This window comes from Jatrophihabitans sp. (assembly GCF_051960575.1).
In the GTDB taxonomy this organism is placed as follows: Bacteria; Actinomycetota; Actinomycetes; order Mycobacteriales; family Jatrophihabitantaceae; genus JBQCEE01.
This window is the reverse complement of sequence record NZ_JBQCEE010000327.1, coordinates 1-15,943: the sequence shown is the minus strand read 5'-3', so window position 1 is coordinate 15,943 and position 15,943 is coordinate 1. Positions and strand designations below refer to the sequence as shown.

13 protein-coding genes and 1 pseudogene are annotated in these 15,943 nt (G+C 68.6%); 4 read left to right on the top strand and 10 right to left on the bottom strand.

The genetic code is table 11. The features are described 5' to 3' along the window. On the top strand, nucleotides 1-583 hold a 583-nt coding region (locus tag ACTHMS_RS18425; protein ID WP_440308116.1), incomplete at its 5' end, for a TSCPD domain-containing protein. 603 nt (nucleotides 584-1,186) lie between these two features. On the opposite strand, the gene ACTHMS_RS18420 is transcribed toward ACTHMS_RS18425, so the two are convergent. From ACTHMS_RS18420 to ACTHMS_RS18405, 4 genes are all read right to left on the bottom strand, one after another. Continuing rightward, nucleotides 1,187-3,343 carry a DEAD/DEAH box helicase gene (locus ACTHMS_RS18420; RefSeq protein ID WP_440308115.1) on the bottom strand — a complete coding sequence of 719 codons (2,157 nt, stop codon included), beginning with the start codon at nucleotides 3,341-3,343 and terminating at the stop codon, nucleotides 1,187-1,189. After that, on the bottom strand, nucleotides 3,328-4,173 hold the full coding sequence (locus tag ACTHMS_RS18415) for a HamA C-terminal domain-containing protein (RefSeq protein ID WP_440308114.1): 846 nt from the start codon (nucleotides 4,171-4,173) through the stop codon (nucleotides 3,328-3,330). The genes ACTHMS_RS18420 and ACTHMS_RS18415 overlap by 16 nt, the downstream gene beginning before the upstream one ends. 539 nt (nucleotides 4,174-4,712) lie before the next feature. Then, the gene (locus ACTHMS_RS18410) at nucleotides 4,713-5,783 is read right to left on the bottom strand and encodes a TDT family transporter (protein ID WP_440308113.1); all 1,071 of its coding nucleotides are present in this window, start codon (nucleotides 5,781-5,783) and stop codon (nucleotides 4,713-4,715) included. Between the two features lie 4 nt (nucleotides 5,784-5,787). Beyond that, nucleotides 5,788-6,777 carry a LysR family transcriptional regulator gene (locus ACTHMS_RS18405; RefSeq protein WP_440308112.1) on the bottom strand — a complete coding sequence of 330 codons (990 nt, stop codon included), beginning with the start codon at nucleotides 6,775-6,777 and terminating at the stop codon, nucleotides 5,788-5,790. 121 nt (nucleotides 6,778-6,898) lie between these two features. Here ACTHMS_RS18405 and ACTHMS_RS18400 point away from each other — a divergent pair, with 121 nt between their 5' ends. The 3 genes from ACTHMS_RS18400 (at nucleotide 6,899) to ACTHMS_RS18390 (ending at nucleotide 10,499) form a co-directional block, all read left to right on the top strand. Beyond that, entirely contained in the window at nucleotides 6,899-8,461 is a 1,563-nt protein-coding gene (locus ACTHMS_RS18400; RefSeq protein ID WP_440308111.1) for an MFS transporter, read from the top strand. Nucleotides 8,462-8,471: 10 nt separating this feature from the next. Further along, a complete protein-coding gene (locus tag ACTHMS_RS18395) occupies nucleotides 8,472-9,464 on the top strand; it encodes a zinc-dependent alcohol dehydrogenase family protein (protein ID WP_440308119.1) in 993 nt (330 codons plus the stop codon). Nucleotides 9,465-9,581: 117 nt separating this feature from the next. Further along, on the top strand, nucleotides 9,582-10,499 hold the full coding sequence (locus ACTHMS_RS18390; protein ID WP_440308110.1) for a DUF389 domain-containing protein: 918 nt from the start codon (nucleotides 9,582-9,584) through the stop codon (nucleotides 10,497-10,499). Between the two features lie 4 nt (nucleotides 10,500-10,503). Here the strand turns inward: ACTHMS_RS18390 and ACTHMS_RS18385 are convergent, their stop codons facing one another. The 6 genes and pseudogenes from ACTHMS_RS18385 to ACTHMS_RS18360 all read right to left on the bottom strand — a co-directional run. Then, complete coding sequence (locus ACTHMS_RS18385; protein WP_440308109.1) at nucleotides 10,504-11,532, bottom strand: D-alanine--D-alanine ligase family protein; 1,029 nt, start codon at nucleotides 11,530-11,532, stop codon at nucleotides 10,504-10,506. Beyond that, a complete protein-coding gene (locus ACTHMS_RS18380) occupies nucleotides 11,532-12,890 on the bottom strand; it encodes an ATP-grasp enzyme (RefSeq protein WP_440308118.1) in 1,359 nt (452 codons plus the stop codon). The genes ACTHMS_RS18385 and ACTHMS_RS18380 overlap by 1 nt, the downstream gene beginning before the upstream one ends. Further along, on the bottom strand, nucleotides 12,890-13,672 hold the full coding sequence (locus ACTHMS_RS18375; protein ID WP_440308108.1) for a TauD/TfdA dioxygenase family protein: 783 nt from the start codon (nucleotides 13,670-13,672) through the stop codon (nucleotides 12,890-12,892). Before ACTHMS_RS18375 ends, ACTHMS_RS18380 begins: the two co-directional genes overlap by 1 nt. 25 nt (nucleotides 13,673-13,697) lie before the next feature. After that, the gene (locus tag ACTHMS_RS18370) at nucleotides 13,698-14,516 is read right to left on the bottom strand and encodes an O-methyltransferase (RefSeq protein ID WP_440308107.1); all 819 of its coding nucleotides are present in this window, start codon (nucleotides 14,514-14,516) and stop codon (nucleotides 13,698-13,700) included. Nucleotides 14,517-14,521: 5 nt separating this feature from the next. Beyond that, nucleotides 14,522-15,745 carry a sedoheptulose 7-phosphate cyclase gene (locus ACTHMS_RS18365; protein ID WP_440308117.1) on the bottom strand — a complete coding sequence of 408 codons (1,224 nt, stop codon included), beginning with the start codon at nucleotides 15,743-15,745 and terminating at the stop codon, nucleotides 14,522-14,524. Between the two features lie 16 nt (nucleotides 15,746-15,761). Continuing rightward, nucleotides 15,762-15,943, bottom strand: a pseudogene (locus ACTHMS_RS18360) (haloacid dehalogenase); the annotation flags it as partial.

Genomic DNA, 15,943 nt, shown 5'->3' with positions numbered 1-15,943 from the left:
CGGCCTCGGCGAGGTGTTCCTCAAGCTCGGCAAGCAGGGCTCGACGCTCGCCGGCGTGATGGACGCCTTCTCGATCGCGATCTCGATCGCCCTGCAGTACGGCGTGCCGCTCGAGACCTACGTGCAGAAGTTCACCAACATGCGCTTCGAGCCGGCCGGTCTCACCGACGACCCGGACATCCGCATGGCCCAGTCGATCGTCGACTACGTCTTCCGCCGCCTGGCGCTGGACCACCTCGACTTCGACACCCGCTCGGCCCTCGGCATCCACACCGCCGACGAGCGGGCGCGCGCCCTCGACACCGGCTCGTACGCGCCGATCGAGACCGCCGAGGCCGACGACGACGTCGACCTCGAGACGCTGGCCCAGTCGGCGCCGGTGTCGGCGAAGGCCGCGACCGACGCCGACGACGACGCCCCGGCCGCCGCGCCGGCCGTCGCCCGCACGAACACCGAACTGCTCGAGGTGCTCACCGGCAGCTCGGCCGACGCGCCGCTCTGCGTCAACTGCGGCACCAAGATGCGCCCCGCAGGCAGCTGCTTCGTCTGCGAGGGTTGCGGCAGCACCAGCGGCTGCAGCTGACCGCGCCCCGCTCGACGCTCCTGCGGGGGAGGCGCGAGCGGGACTGCAGTCACCGACCGTTGTGTGAGCGCGGCCGGGAGGTCATCGACCTCCCGGCCGCGCTGTCGTTCGTCGGCCCCGCTGTGGATCTTGTGCATGGCGCGAGTGGGTTGCCGGCGCGTCTGCACAGGATCGCCGCGTCGATGTGGATCTTGTGCATGGCGCGCGCGGAGGCTCGGCGTGTCTGCACATGATCGGCGAGTTCTTGAGGCGTGTGCCCCCAGTTGCGGGGCCCGCCGTGCAGATCGCCGAGTAGGTGCGCCGTGGTCAAGCTGGAGCGAGATGCGCGCCTCGCCGTTATGAGCGGCTGAGCGAGAGCTCAGGCACGCCACCGTAGAGGTTCACAGTTTCCGCTTCCTCGAAGGCGGCGCGGCCGGCGTCGGCAAGCTCTCTGTGGAAGTCCCGCCGGCACACCTAGCCGTCGTTCGGCGATTGGGTTCGCTAGTTGAGGCAGATCGGCAGCCAATTTCGACTGTGACCCCGAGACGGCGCGCAAAGCACACCCAACGGCCAGATATGCCGACCGCTCACAACTCGATGAGGTCTGTTGACCTCTGACGACAACTAGCGCGGCCCGAGACCCGCAACCACCTCATCGAGCATCTCGCGCTCAAATATGTCGAGCACCTCAGAGACCCGCGGATTCGCGGCAACGACCTTCAAGCGACGCAACATCTCATCGAGTGAGTCGGCTGCTAGTCCAAAAGAGCGCAATTTCAGGCTCACCGGGATGGGCAGCCCGAACTCCTCTAGGGTCACAATGAACGGCGGCAGGAAGAGACGCTCTACCTCGCTCGCGTAGAAGGCGTAGCTCCCAACAGGGAGTCCAAGCTCCTGAAAGATTTCTTGCTGGATTCGATCGATTGCCATCAACGATCTGGGGAAGATGTGCCCCATCCAGTTCCGATTGAAGAAGAGCACATCCTCAACCGCTTCATCGCGCGAGGGGCTGAAGCGAACCTGTTCTTCCACCAGTTGCGGAATCGACCCCTCAGATCGCCGTACAGCGTTCAAACGGGCCGCCAGTGACCGATCCGTGACGCGGCCCTTCTGCTGGGACGGCACGAGGTGGTCGAGCATCAAACTCGAGACTGCGACGGTCTGATCGAAGGTCGGATAGCCGGTCCACGCAAGTCGCTGATTCCAGTAGCGAACGTTCGATCTTAGGGTTCTCGCCAACGCCAGCTGCCGCTCCGGGTCGAGTCCGCGATTAGCCTTGATCGTTTCCAGGTCCAAATCATCCTGATTCACGTACGGCTCGATCCTCGCCCGAGCGGCGTCGGAAAGTTCTTCGTCGGGAAGCTGGATCAGCGTTGCGGCAGATGCTCGTGGCGATTGCGACGCGATCGGAATGTCGATCGTCGTCTGCTCCGGCTGTGGGCTGCCAGCGAACAGGTACACCTTCCCGACGAAGTGACGGAACATACGTCCGGCGCGACCCCGAATGTTGCTGAACGTAAAATAATCCAGCGCGCGCCGGTTGAGAACGCTGTCAACAACCAAAACGTTCTCCGCCGCGGTATTCACTCCCTCGATGAGGGTTGAGGTGCAGATCAGATACTTTAGGGCACCAAGGTTGAACAGCCGGACCGTGTGATGCTGGAGAGCTCGTGGAATTCTCGCGTGATGTAGTCCTATCCCGGCTGCCAGGCAACGACCTGCGGTCCATTCAGGATCGTAATTCTCGGCGACCCAGGAAGCGGCAACGAGCCCCGTCGCCACTTGAGGTGAGGTAGCTGACGACACACCTCCACCGTGCGCTTCTAGCAACCATCGGCCTACCTCCCGGACTCGCGCCGGCGTACGGCAGTAGATCAACGTCTGCCCGTCAATCCCCTCGCACACCGAGAGGACGCGCTCTCGCTCCGTTGGCTTCTGCGGCACTTCAACGAGATCAACAGCGACCGTCCGGAAATCGGTGACGACGAGCGACTCGCGCAATGCCTCTGGGAGGGACTCGGAGAGATTGGAGATGTTGGGTCCAGTCAGATAGAACTGAGCGCCAGTACGACGAAGTCGATCCCATGCAATGTTAAGCAGGCCTGCCCGTTCGGGATCGGTATCAGAGTCGAGTTTGTAGAACTCATCGATGATGAACAGGTCGAACTCGGGAAAAGGCTCTACCTCCAGCAAGCGTTCCTGCGTCATGATGAATAAGGTACGTACATCTCGTGCCTGATTTGGGAAAGTATTGATTTTGTAGCGGTCTGAGAATCGGGCGAGCCGTCGACGAGTCTCATCGATTAGAGCCAACGTGGGAACAACGATCGCGATCGTGTTCCACTTCTCGCTTGCTACTAGGGCATCTGTGATTACTGACTTACCAAATGAGGTGGGCGCAGACAACAAGAGACTCTGCCCATTGATCAGCCGCTCGTAAACCTCCCGCTGCATCGAGTGGAAGACGAACTCCTCCGCCTCGAGCGGCTCTGGTTTGTGAAACTCGAATGCGATCTGCTCCGCAGTCGAAAGTCGTTCCGGTGCCGCGTACGGGTAAAGCCCCGTGCGGACCACGAGCGAGTCGAGGAGTTCCTGCTCACCGGCCGACAGGTCCTCGCGTCGATCTAGTACCCGGATCAGGAGATCACGAGCCTCGGTCTCCGATTCTCCATCGACCGCGAGCCGCGCGATCGTTCCCATGATCGGGAAAGCATTCCCATTCAACGGTGTTCCGTTGCGAAGAAGCTGATTCGCCTCGTCGACGGTCAGAGCTGCTGCCATGCCTGCAACCTGTTGTGCATCAGGTCCACCAGTCGCACCTTGCTCTTAAGGGGCAAGAGGATCAGTCGCAATCTCGCCGGCCAGCCTGGGTCACAACGTTTCACGAAATCCTCCCAGCCCACCCGTGCCTCGGCAGTAAGTGCCTCGGTGTACTGCGCGCAAACCTGCGAGTTCGCTGAAACCGCTTCGCTGTCGTACGTCAACAAGATCGGTACCGTCAGCGCGTCGAAGACCTCATCCAAGCTGGTATTTTCATCCAGCAGGCGGGCAATCTGCTGGGCGTGGGGCCAGGCTGGATCCAGCTTGTTAACGACCGCGACAAACTCCCGGCGTAGGTAGTCGCTACTCAGGTGCTCCGCGAGCTCTGCCGTGACGTCGCGGATCGCTTGACCGAGATTCTGGTAGAGCTTGACTTCTCCTAGCCATAGTTCCAGCTCACCGTCGATTTCGACGACATGGACTGAATCGAATCCTTTGACGGTGTCGTTCGGCGAATCCTTGAACGTGATCTTGCTGATTGCGGGCTCACTACGGAAGAGGTCACGACAGACGCTGTGTAAGAACAACTCGCCGAACTCGCCACGCTTCTGAAACTTGTCGGTGTTGTAGATGGCCTTCGCGGCCTTCCGGAGCTGAGCCGCGGCGTTCGAGTCGGTGAAGGTCGACACGTCGGAGTACGGAAGCGCAAACGATGCCAGGTGCCTATCGAAGACATCTCGGACCAGCGCTTCGTCGCGCCACAGGGTCTGCTCGTACCCCGGACAGAGGCTTGTCAGCGGAGGAGCGGGATCGACCCAGCTCACCCGAACCTGCAACACGGGCACAGGCACCGAAGACACCGTGCACCCCCAGGTCGAGTCGACGAGCCGACGCACGCCGACCCTACCGTCAAGATCACCCTTTAGGGCAGGTGCGGCGCGTCGGTCCGAGTCCACTGGCACGGCGAGCACAGGTTTGAAGGTCGCACGGGGGTCCGACATTTTTGCTAGCCAGAGCGACTGCGCAGGTCATCGGATCTCGTATGACCAGCCCGACCCCCTTTTCCTGTCGGGGGTTCGCACAGCCGGACACCTACCGATTCATCTGTGCGGGGCACTCCTCAAAGAGGGTGGGCGATATCGACGGTTCTGGCGCTGGCGACTCATCCCGTTCGGGTGGCTGATCGACGAAATGGTGCCGACGGTCGTAGGCAGACGATGTCCCTCCGACTGCGGTAGGCCAGGACGACTGAGTGGCGTGCATTTGGGGAACGACGGCAACCGGCGAGTCGGTCGTCAGCGGACTCGTCGTGATCGCCTGATGCGTCAACTCGCGAAGCCGAGCGACCGATGGCGGGCCACCTCGACGGTCGCCGGCTCGTGCGGTTTGTTCATGCGGCGGCCCGCGGCTCGGGACTGCTTACGCCTCGCGGCGCGGCCGCGGCGGCGACGTCCGCCGCAGCGGTGACTGGCGCGGGCGGGAGGAACGTTCGCCGGGCGAGGGCGGTTGCGGTGCGGACGGCCAGCAAGGCGATGAACGCGGTGAGGGCGGCGAGCATCAGGTCGGCCAGGACGCGCCGGTGGTCGACGTGTGCGGCGACGAGCCAGGTGAGGGCGTTGCCGACGGTTGCGGCGTACGGGAAGGAGAAGGACCACCAGCCCGGCCCGAAGGGCGCCGTGCGGTAGGCGGGGATCAGTCCGAACTGCGTGACGATCATGAGCGCGGCGTAGCCGGCCAAGCCGAGCGCGACGGTGTCCACGTGGTCGCCGTTGATGGCGAACCACGCGTTGCCGGCGACGACGGGCGGGGCGAGCAGGATCGCCATGGTCGGCAGCAGCGGCTTCGGCAAGCGCTCTTGCCCGACGAGGTGGTGCAACAGGATGCCGCCGAGCAGGACCCAGCTCAGCGCGCCGATGCCGAAGAGCAGTTTCGCGAGGCTGGGGTGGCCGAACGAGACGGCCTCGGCGGCCGCGACGAACGGCGCCCCGACTGAGGGCAGGTAGTAGCCGGGATGCCAGTGGGTGGAGGGTGCGTCGTCGAGTGCCCAGACGGCGAGCAGGTGCCCGGCGAGGGCGAGCGCGACGACCAGCGACGTCCAGTACAGCGCGAGTGCTGCGGTGGGGGCGTGTGGCTGGAGACCTCCGGCCAGCAGCATGCCGACGATGGCCGGGACGCTGACGAACGGCCCGAAGACGTGGTCGGACAGCTCGGCGCGCCAGCGTCGGGCGGTGAGCAGTGAACGTACGTAGAAGGCGAGCGTCGTCAGCCAGACCGCACCGGTGAGCAGCCAGAGCGCGTCGGCGACCGCGACGGGTGTGCCGGCGACATGGACGGCGTTCGTCCATGTCTGGGCGAGACCGGCGAGGCCGAAGCTGATGGCGAACAGGTTCGGAGTGACCCGTCGTGGCACCGGCCGGGCGACCCGGATCGTGGCGGAGGAAGGCTCGAGGATGGTGGTCATGCGGTCACCCTGGGGGCGCGCACGTCCGTCCGGTACGGGCGTTGAGGTTGTGCGGTTGCAAGGCCGGTTGGTAGCTGGCGATGTGACTGATGAGATCTCGTGCCGCCCCGGCCGGCGGCTGCCGGTCGCCGAGCCACACCGCGCGCAGGTCACGGCGCAGGTCGAGCTGGTCGACAGGGACACGGACGAGCACGCCGCGTGCGGTGTCGTCGCGGACGGCCAGTGAACTCAGGACGGCCGGGCCGGCCCCTGCCGCGACCGCCGCGCGGATGGCCGTTGCCGTCGACAACGACAGGGCCGGTTCGCGCTGCTCATAGGCAGGGCCGAGCACCTGCTGCAGGGCGCGACTGAGGGCGTCGCGCGTGCCCGATCCGTGTTCCCGGGTGACCAGTGAACTGGCGGCGAGCTCGGCGGCCGTCACCGGTCTGCGCCGCCGTGTCCACGGATGCGTCGGAGCGACGACGACCACGAGCTCGTCGCGGGCGACGACCCGGCTCCGCACTCCGGCGGGGATCCGCGGTCCTTCCACGAAGCCGAGGTCGGCCTGCCCGTCCTGCACATGGACGACCACGGTGTCGCTGTTGACCGCGGTCAGTTCGAGCTCGGTGCGGCGCCCTGGCGCACCGGCGTTGCGGAACGAGACCAGCCAGCCGGGAAGCAACTGCTCGGCGATGGTGAGGCTGGCGCTGACGCGCAGGCGGCTGCGGTGATCCTCGCGCAGCGCGGCGAGGCCGGCGTCGAACTGCGTGGCGACGTCGAGCAGTCTCGCCGCCCACTCGGCGACGACGACCCCGTCCTCGGTGAGCTGCGAACCGCGCGGTCCCCGACGGATGAGGACGACGCCGGTCTGCGCCTCGATGGAACGGATACGCGACGAGACGGCCTGCTGGCTCACCCCGACCTCGGCGGCGGCCGCGTTCAGGCTGCCCGCGTGGGCGACTGCGAGCAGCACCTCGATGGCGGACAGGTCGGGCACACGCCCGCTCAGCGGCATGGCCGGAATGCTAGCCCGCTACAAGCTCGGGTTGTAGATGCTCAGGCGCGACCCGTCTACTGGCCGGGTTCGATCGGCGCGACGGTCATCGGGACGATCCCCACACCGACAGGAGCGCACGATGACCACTACCGAGAGAGCCACCGGCCGCCGAGGACTCGCCTTCACCGCGATGATCTTCGCCGTCGCGATGACGTTCATCGACCAGACCATCGTGTCGGTCGCCGCACCCGGTATCCAAGCCGACCTGGGCCTGACCAGCAGCGGCCTGCAGTGGGGCATCAACGCCTACCTGGTCGCGATGGCGGCGACGTTCGCGTTCGGAGGACGCCTCGCCGACACGCTCGGCGCCCGGCGCATGGTCACCATCGGTGTGGCCGTGTTCGCCGGAGCGTCTGCGCTGTGCGGTCTCACGCCGTCCGGCCGCGTCGCCGAGGCGTGGCTCATCACCTTCCGGGCGCTCCAGGGTGTTGGTGGGGCCTTGCTGTACCCGGCCGCGCTCGCGGTCGTCGTCGGCGCCTCGGACGCCGCGCGCCGCGGCCGCACCCTCGCCATGTTCTTCGGCATCGCCGGTGCGCTCACCGCGGTGGGCCCCTCGGTGGGCGGCTACCTGACGGCCTGGAGCTGGCGGTCGATCTTCTGGATCAACGTTCCCGTCGCGGTCATCGCCCTCGTGCTCGTCGCTCGCGCCGGAATCCAGGATCATCGGCGGCAGGCACGACTCGACGCCCGCGGCCTCCTGTTCCTCGCGCCCGGGTTGGCGGTCGTGGTCATCGGGCTGCAGCAGAGCACCACGTGGGGCTGGGGCAACCCGCTGACGCTGGGGGCGCTCGCCGCCGGCGCCGTCCTGCTCGTCGCCTTCGCCGCGGTCGAACGGCGGGCCGCCGAGCCGCTGATCGAGCTGCGTGCCTTCCGGCAGCGCGCGTTCGCCGTGGACAACGCGGTGCTGTTCGGCGCGATGATCGTCTTCGTCCCGCTGTTCCTGCTCGCCAGCGAGTACGGCCAGATCGCGCTCGGCCGCACGGCGGCCCAGGCCAGCCTCCTGCTGCTCTACTTCTTCGCGGGCTTCGTCGTCGCCGCACAGGTCGGCGGCCGCATGCTCGACCGCGGCGGCGCCCGACGACCGGTCGTCGCCGGCGCGGTGCTCGCCGCTGTCGGGCTGCACCAGTGGGCGGCGCACACCACCACGCTCGCCGTCGGCCCGCAAGTTGCCTTCATCGTGCTCGCCGGCGCCGGGCTGGGGCTGCTGCTCGGACAAGCCAACACCGACGCGCTCAACCACACCGACCCGGCGGCCTACGGGCAGGCCACCGGCGTCACCCAGACCGTGCGCAACTTCGGGTCGAGTGTCGGCCTCGCCGCCACCAGCGCGCTCCTGCTCGGCCACCTGCGCACGAACCTGACGAGCTCGCTCGCCGCCCGCGGCGTCCCGTCCGGCACCGCACACCGCGTGGCCGCCGGCATCGCCCGGCTCGACGGGCACCGAGCGGCCGGCGCCATCCCCGGATTCGTCCGCGGCGACTTCGCCGCCGCGACCGGCAGCGTGCTCGACGCACTGGCCGTGGTCATGGTCGCGACCGCGGTCGTCGCCGCGGTCGGGCTGCCCCGACACCACCGCGATCGGACGGTCACCACGGCCGCTCCGACCGACACCCCGCAACTCGTCACTCTCGGAGGTCACTGACATGGACACCATGCGAGCAATGGTGCTCGAACGCTTCGGCGCCACCCCGGTGCCGCGCGCCCTGCCCCGACCGGTCCCAGGCCCCGGTGAGGTGCTCGTGCGAGTCACCGCGAGCGGCGTCAACCCGCTGGACATCAAGATCGCTGCCGGCGCGGCCGCACACGCGCAGGTCCACCCACCGGCCGTGCTCGGCATCGACCTGGCCGGCACTGTCGCCGCCCTCGGGCCGAACGCGGGCGACTTCGCGATCGGCGACGCGGTGTACGGCATGACCGGCGGAATCGGGGGCGTCGCTGGATCACTGGCCGAATACGCCATCGTCGACGCCGAACTGCTCGCCCCGGCACCGCGCACACTCGCGCCGCGGCAGGCGGCCGCCCTACCACTCGTGGCGATCACCGCCTGGGAGGCGCTGATCGACCGCGCCCACGTCGGGCCGGACGACCGGGTGCTCGTCCACGGCGGCGCCGGCGGCGTGGGACACATCGCGATCCAGCTGGCGCGCGCCGCCGGCGCCACCGTGTTCGCGACCGGGTCGCACCGGAGCCTGACCACCATCCGGGCGCTCGGCGCCGAGCCGATCGACCGCACAGCGACGCCCGTCGAGGACTACGTGCGCGCCGCAACCGGGGGCACCGGCTTCGACGTCGTGCTCGATACCGGCGGCGGCCAGACCCTGGACGATTCATTCCTTGCCGTGCGTCGCTACACCGGCCGAGTGGTCAGCATCCTCGGCTGGGGAACCCACAACCTCGCGCCGTTGAGCTTCCGCGGCGCGTCCTACTCCGGCGTCTTCACCCTGCTGCCGCTCCTGAGCGGCGAGGGACGAGCCCACCACGGTGAGATCCTGCGGAGGGTCGCCGAACTTGCGGACGCGTCCCAACTGACCCCACTCGTCGACGACACCGAGTACGGCCTGGCCGACGTCGCCGCGGCCCACCGTGCAGTCGTGGACGGGTCGAACACCGGCAAGGTCGTCATCACGGTGACAGACCCGCGGTGAACGGGACTCGCGACCGCGGGTTGCGGCGGCGCGTGGTCGTGTTGTCGGACAGACTGCGGGCATGGATCAGCGTCATGAGTGCCGCTGCCATCGCCGCTGAAGGGTCGTGCCCGCGTGATGCTGCACTTGCGAGTCGTCTGCTCGGAGCCGAACGCGGAGGCGGTGCTGGAGAGTCTTCGCGCGCAGGCCGGCGTCGTCGCGATCCGACGTGCCGGAGAGACGTCGGACGGTGTCGAGATCACTGCCGACCTCGCGCGCGAGTCGGGGGAGAAGGTCTTCGACGCGCTCCGGGCGCTCGATGTCTTCGACAGCGGCATGGCGTCGCTCGAGCCGCTCGACACGGCGGTGGGCACGCTCGTCGACAGGGCGGAGGAGGACGCGCCGGGCGAGGGCGCGGACGCGCTGATCTGGACGGAACTGGTCGAGCGGACCGGTGAGGACTCGACGCTGACCGCCACCTTCCTGGCGTTCATGGTGCTCGCGACATTGCTCGCCGCGATCGGTGTGGTCACCGATTCGCAGATCACCATCGTCGGTGCGATGGTCGTCGGCCCTGAGTTCGGCCCGCTGGCCGCGCTGTCGGTCGCGCTGCTGCGGCGGCAGGCGGGGATCGCCCGCCGGGCTGCTGCGGCCCTGTTCGTCGGCTTCCCGGCGGCGCTCGTGGTGACGGCGTTGCTGTCCGCGCTCGCTCGGGTGGCCGGCCTGATCAGCCCGCAGGATGTCACCGGCGCTCACCGGGAAACCGAGTTCATCTATCACCCGGGCTGGTTCTCGCTGATCACCGCACTGGTGGCCGGGACGGCCGGCATGCTCTCGCTGATGTCGAGCAAGTCTGCCGCGCTGGTCGGGGTGTTCATCTCCGTGACGACGATCCCGGCGGCCGGTAACGCGGCAGTAGCGGGCGTGCTCGGCCAATGGGGCGAGATGTGGCGTTCACTGGCTCAACTGGCGATCAACCTGGTCGGCATCGTCCTGGCCGGCGTCGCGACCCTCGCCGCCCGGCACGCATTCGCCAGAGCACGGGCGCACGAGTGAGCAGTCAGCGGCGCATGCCGTGCAACGCCTGCGCGATGGCGCCGGCGAACAGGTCGGCGAGCTCGATCCCGGCAGCGGCGGCCATCATCGTGATGACGCTCTGCTTCGCGAACGAGCAGTAGAGCCCGGCCTCGAGGAACCACGGTCGTCCGGACGGGTCGACGCGGAAGTCGAACAGGCTGTAGTGCCGGCACCCCATCGCCACATGCGCCGCGCGAGCGGAAGCCTGCACCGCGGCGGTGATCGGATCGTCCGGGGCGACGATCCAGGCGTGCGCGGCGTCCTTGGCGACGAGCGCGAGCTCGCCGTCGTCGGCGCGACGGAGCTTGTCGGCCTGGTCGCGCACCGGCTTGCGGTCGGCGTCGACGTCGTACTCCTCGAGCGGCAGGGCGACGAGCTCGCCGTCGCGTTCGAGCACGCCGCACCGCACCTCGCGACCGAGCTCGACGTAGCGCTCGACGAGCACCTCGTCCGCGTGCGCGAACGCGGCCTCGAGCGCCGCGGGCAGGTCGTCCGCATCGCGCACGAACGTGAGCCCGACGGAGTTGTCGACGTCCGCGGGCTTGACGACGACGGGCGGGGCGAGGGTCGCCACGTCGCCGCGGCGCAGCAGCTGCGACTCCGGCGTCCGCACACCCGCCGCCGCGACGAGCGCCTTGGCCCGGCCCTTGTGCGCCCCCGCCGCCATGACGTCCGGGGTGTTGCCGACGTACGGGATGCCGAGCAGGTCGAACAGCGACCGGTAGTGCGTCATGCCGGGCAGGCAGAACATCTGCGGCACCATCACGTCCGGCGCGGTGCGTCCGATGTGCTCGACCGCCGCGGCGAGATCGAGCGGCGCGGCGTCCGCGATCGCGTCCTGCGAGAGGTCGGCCAGGAAGCGCCACTTCGCGTCGGGGGTCACGTACGCGACGAGCGGTTCGTACCGCGACGGGTCGTGCGTCGCGGTCAGGCAGTCGCTCGCGTAGAGCCGCGACAGGTCGGCGTGGAAGTCGTCGACGGCCGACCCGGCCAGGTGCAGCACCCGCAGCATCAGTCGCCCGCCGGCTCGACGAGCTTGCCGATGTTCACGTCGACACGGATCCAGTCCTTGAGGTGCCGCAGGTTGTGCAGCAGCAGCGAGGGGATCTGCAGGTGGTGCACGAGCAGGAACGGCAGCGGGTCGTCGAGGTCGAAGATCGCGTCCTTACCGCGCGCGATGACGCGCAGCCGCTCGCGGACGGTGCGCGGGTGCCGCAGCAACCGCCACAGTTCCCAGTAGAGCCAGTACGTAGGCCGGCTGTCCGGCAACGGCACGACCGGCGCGGCGTCCTCGTCGAGGTACGCCGCGGCCAGCCCGGGGTGGTTGTAGAACATGGTGATCGCCGAGTGCGTGCGCGGATTGCACTCGATCGCCCGCACCTGGCCGTCGGGGGTCTCGAGGAAGTCGAACGACACCTGTCCGGTGAGCTTCAGCTCGCGGACGAAGGTGCGCACCCACTCCTCGATGGCCGGCTTGTCGACCATCTCGTAGTTCAGCTGGAAGGCCGAGGATTCGCAGCAGCACCAGACCGTCAGTTCGCCGTCACGGGCGGTGCCGTGCGTGCAGTACTCGGTGCCGCGGACGAACTCCTGCAGGATCCACGGGTTGGCCTCGGAGATCGGCTTGCTGCGCGCCCGCCCGGCGGCGAACCCGGTGTCCGCGCCGTCCAGTTCGGTGAGGTCGAGCCGGTGGACGGGGTCGTAGGCGATGCTCTTGAGGATGTACGGTCCGGCGTGCCCGGCGGAGTCGTCGAAGTCGAACCCCGCAACCTGTTCGGGATCGGTCACGAGGTGCGTGTCGGGCACCGGCAGGCCGAGCGAGGCGGCGGTCGTCGCGAAGCGGTACTTGTCGTCGAGCAGTTCGATCTGGTCGGCGTCGCAGTGCAGCACCTCGCAGTGCGGTTCGAGCAGCGGTTTGGCCAGCGCGTCGTACCGGCTGGACGCGGGGCTGCAGACCGGCACGTAGACGTCGACCCGTTCGCGCACCACGATCTCGAGCAGCGCCTGCGCGTAGCCGGGGTCCGTCGGCGGCGGCACCGTGTGGAACGCGTCGACGGCGTTGCTGAAGCGGTGCCCGGTGAACCGGTACTTCGGCGCCTCGACGAGCACGACGCGGTGACCGGCGCGGTGGAAGCTGCGGGCCAGCTGCAGCGCCTTGGTCATCTTGCCGCCGCTGAGCAGGACCGTGCGCGGGTTGTCGGCGACCGCGCGCGGCGCGGCACCGACGACCGCCCGCCGAGCGAGCGCCAGCGCGGTGACGGCGGCGTTCGCGGGCAGTGCGGCCAGCAACAGTGCCTGCACACCGAGGGTCTTCGGCACCATCGCCAACCGGTTGGGGCGCTGCTGCTGCGACGCGCGACCGCGTGCCATCACGCGACGACCGGCTCGTAGCCGACGACCATCCCGCGGTGCATGACGCGGTCACCGACGACGGCCGAGTGGTCGCCGCGGTGCAGCGTGCAGCCGTTGTCCCAGATGACGACGTCGCCCGGGGCCCAGGCGTGCACGAAGAGGTTGTCCTCGCGGGTCGAGTGCTCGAACAGGTGCTGCACCAGCTCGGCCGCCTCGGCGTCGTCGAGTCCGCTGATGTGCTTGCAGCGCGCCGGGGTGGACAGGTACAGCGCGGTGCGCCCCGAGATCGGGTGCGTGCGCAGGATCGGGTGCTCGGCCGAGGTCTCGTCGTCGGGGCCGAGTTCGAGCCCGGTCACGACATGGGTGATCGTGCGGCCGCGCAGATGCTCGCGCACGTCGTCCGGCAGCGTGTCGTACGCGCGGTACTGGTTGCTGAACACGGTGCCGCCGCCCTGCCGCGGCACCTCGACGGCGCGCAGCGCGGTGTAGGTCGGCGGGCGCCGCACGTAGCTCGTGTCGGTGTGGAAGACGCTGCGTGGCGGCGTGGTGCGTCCGACGTTGCTGATGACGTTGAGGTCGGGGAAGCCGTCGACCGGTGTCTCACCGGTCGTGAAGACGATGTCGCCGAAGGCGCGCAGGAACGCGAGGAACTCGTTGTTGCCGATGTCCTGGCCAGGCAGCACGACCACACCGTGGCGGGCGAGCAGCCATTTCAGCTCGACCACGATGCTGTCGTCGATGTCGGTCAGTGGCAGGCCGGTGACGGTGACGCCGAGTGGTTCATGGGCCTCGGTGTGCATGGCGAACCTCCAGGAAGCGCGCGCGTCAGCCGACGCGGCGGATGATCGTGAGCCCGTCGCGCACGGGCACCAGCACCTGTTCGAGCCTCGGGTCGGCCGACACACGCTCGTTGAAGGCGGCGATCGCCGCACTGTTCACCGTCGCCGGTCCGGCGCCCCACGGCAGGCCCTGCATGAGGGTGTTGTCGACGCACACCAGCGTCCCCGGGGCCAGCAGGTCGCTCTCGAGCAGCGCGTCGAGGTAGGCGATGTAGTTCGGCTTGTCCGCGTCGATGAAGACGAGATCGAACCGGTCGCCGGACGCCGCGAGCGAGCACAGCGTCTCGAGCGCCGGCCCGACGTGCACGTCGATGCGGCGACCCGCGGGGGAGGCGTCGAAGCACCGCTGCGCGAACGCGGCCACCGACGCGTCGAGTTCGAGGGCGACGACCTCGCCGTCGGCGGGCAGCGCCTCGGCCATCGCGAGTGCCGAGTAGCCGGTGAACATGCCGATCTCGAGCACCCGGCGGGCGCGGGTCGCGTGCACGAGCATGGCCAGCAGGCGTCCCTCGACGTGGCCGGACAGCATCTCCTGCTCGACGAACGGCTCGTCCGGCGAACGGGCGTCCCAGTTCTCGGCCCGCGTGCGCCGGGCGAGCTCGGCGAGCGCGGGTGACTCGGGCGAGGTGCACCGCTCGACGTAGTCGTCGATGCCGGCGGCGAGCGCGTGCGCCCGCTGCAGGTCGTCGACGAACGCCTGGTCGGACGCGCCTGCCGTGGCTCGTCCGACCAGGTCGTCCAGCAACTCCGTCAGGATGCCGAGCGGGGTGACCGGACGCGGCCGGCGTGACAGCTGCGGTGGCACGGCCGTCAGTGCGCGTCGGCGGGGGACATGAACATGTCGAGCCCCTCGCCCCGGCGCGGGTACACGGTGGCGCAGTTGCGCTTGTGCACCTCGAGCAGCTGCACCAGTTCGTCCACGGTGAGGTCGTTGACGAAGGTGCACAGTCCGATCGGGTCGGGCACCGCGGCGCGCAGCAGGCCGTCGCGCGTCTGCAGGATCGCCTCGGTCGCCTTCGTGACGAGCTCCGGCGTCAGGTACGGGCTGTCGAGCGACAGGCCGAGCTTGCTCATGACCCAGAAGATGCGGTCGCGGTCGGCCTCGCTGATGAAGCCGCGCTGCTCGGCGATCGTCGTCGAGTACGCCATGTCGACGGCGATCGCGTGGCCGTGGAAGTACGGCAGCTCGGGGGCGAGCTCGAGCGTCGGGCTCCACGTGTGGCCGAACGCGATGACGCGGTCGAGGTCGAGCTCGTGCAGGTTCGGCACCTCGAGCTCGAGCATCGTGCGGATCGCGTCGTAGGTGACGCGGTGCGCGATCTCGCGGAGTTCGGGCGTGCCGTCGACGAAGCCGAAGTGGGTCTGCAGCAGGTCCTCGCCGTACTTCTCGAGGTCGGTGAAGATCGCCGCGTTCCCGACCGTCGCGATCTTGATGATCTCGGCCATGCCGTTGCGGATCTGGTCGATCGGCAACGTCTCGAGGAACGAGAAGTCGAGCAGCACCTGGCTCGAGTGGTGGTACGCGCCGAGGCGGTTCTTCGACTTGCCGTGGTTGACGGCGACCTTGATCGACACGCTCGCGTCGATCAGGCCGATCAGGGTGGTCGGGATGCGGATGTAGTTGGTCGAGCGGCGGTAGCTGGCGCACGCGAAGCCCGCGACGTCGGTGACGAGGCCGCCGCCGACGACGAGCACCGGCTCCTTGCGGACGAGGCCGAACTCGCCGAAGGCGTCGACGATGCGCTCGAGCGTGCGCAGCGACTTGTCGACCTCCTTGATCGTCACCGGGACGACGGTGAGGGCGATGCCGTGGTGGTCGAAGTAGGCCTGCATGCGCTCGCCGTACAGCGCGTGGACGTTCGCGTCGACGACGGCCAGGCAGCGACCCCAGGAGCGGTAGTTGTCGGCGAGCTGGGTGTTGCGGGGGTCGAAGACACCGTCGACGTAGGTGAGCGTGTAGTCGATCTTCTCGTAGGCCTCGACGCGGAACTCGGTGTCGGTGGCGGTCACGGTGGGCGCGGGCTGGGCGTTCATCGCGATGGTCACGGGGTCAGGCGTCCTTCGTCAGGGAGCGGAGCTGGTCGTAGTCGATGCGGTCGACGACCGCGGCGGCGGTGCCGAAGTCGTGGCCGGCGGTGTTCTCGTTGGGGAAGGCGACGCCGGCGAGGCCAGCGTCGAACGCCGGGGCGAGGCCGCCGGGGGTGTCATAGATAGCCCCCCCCTCGGCGGCCG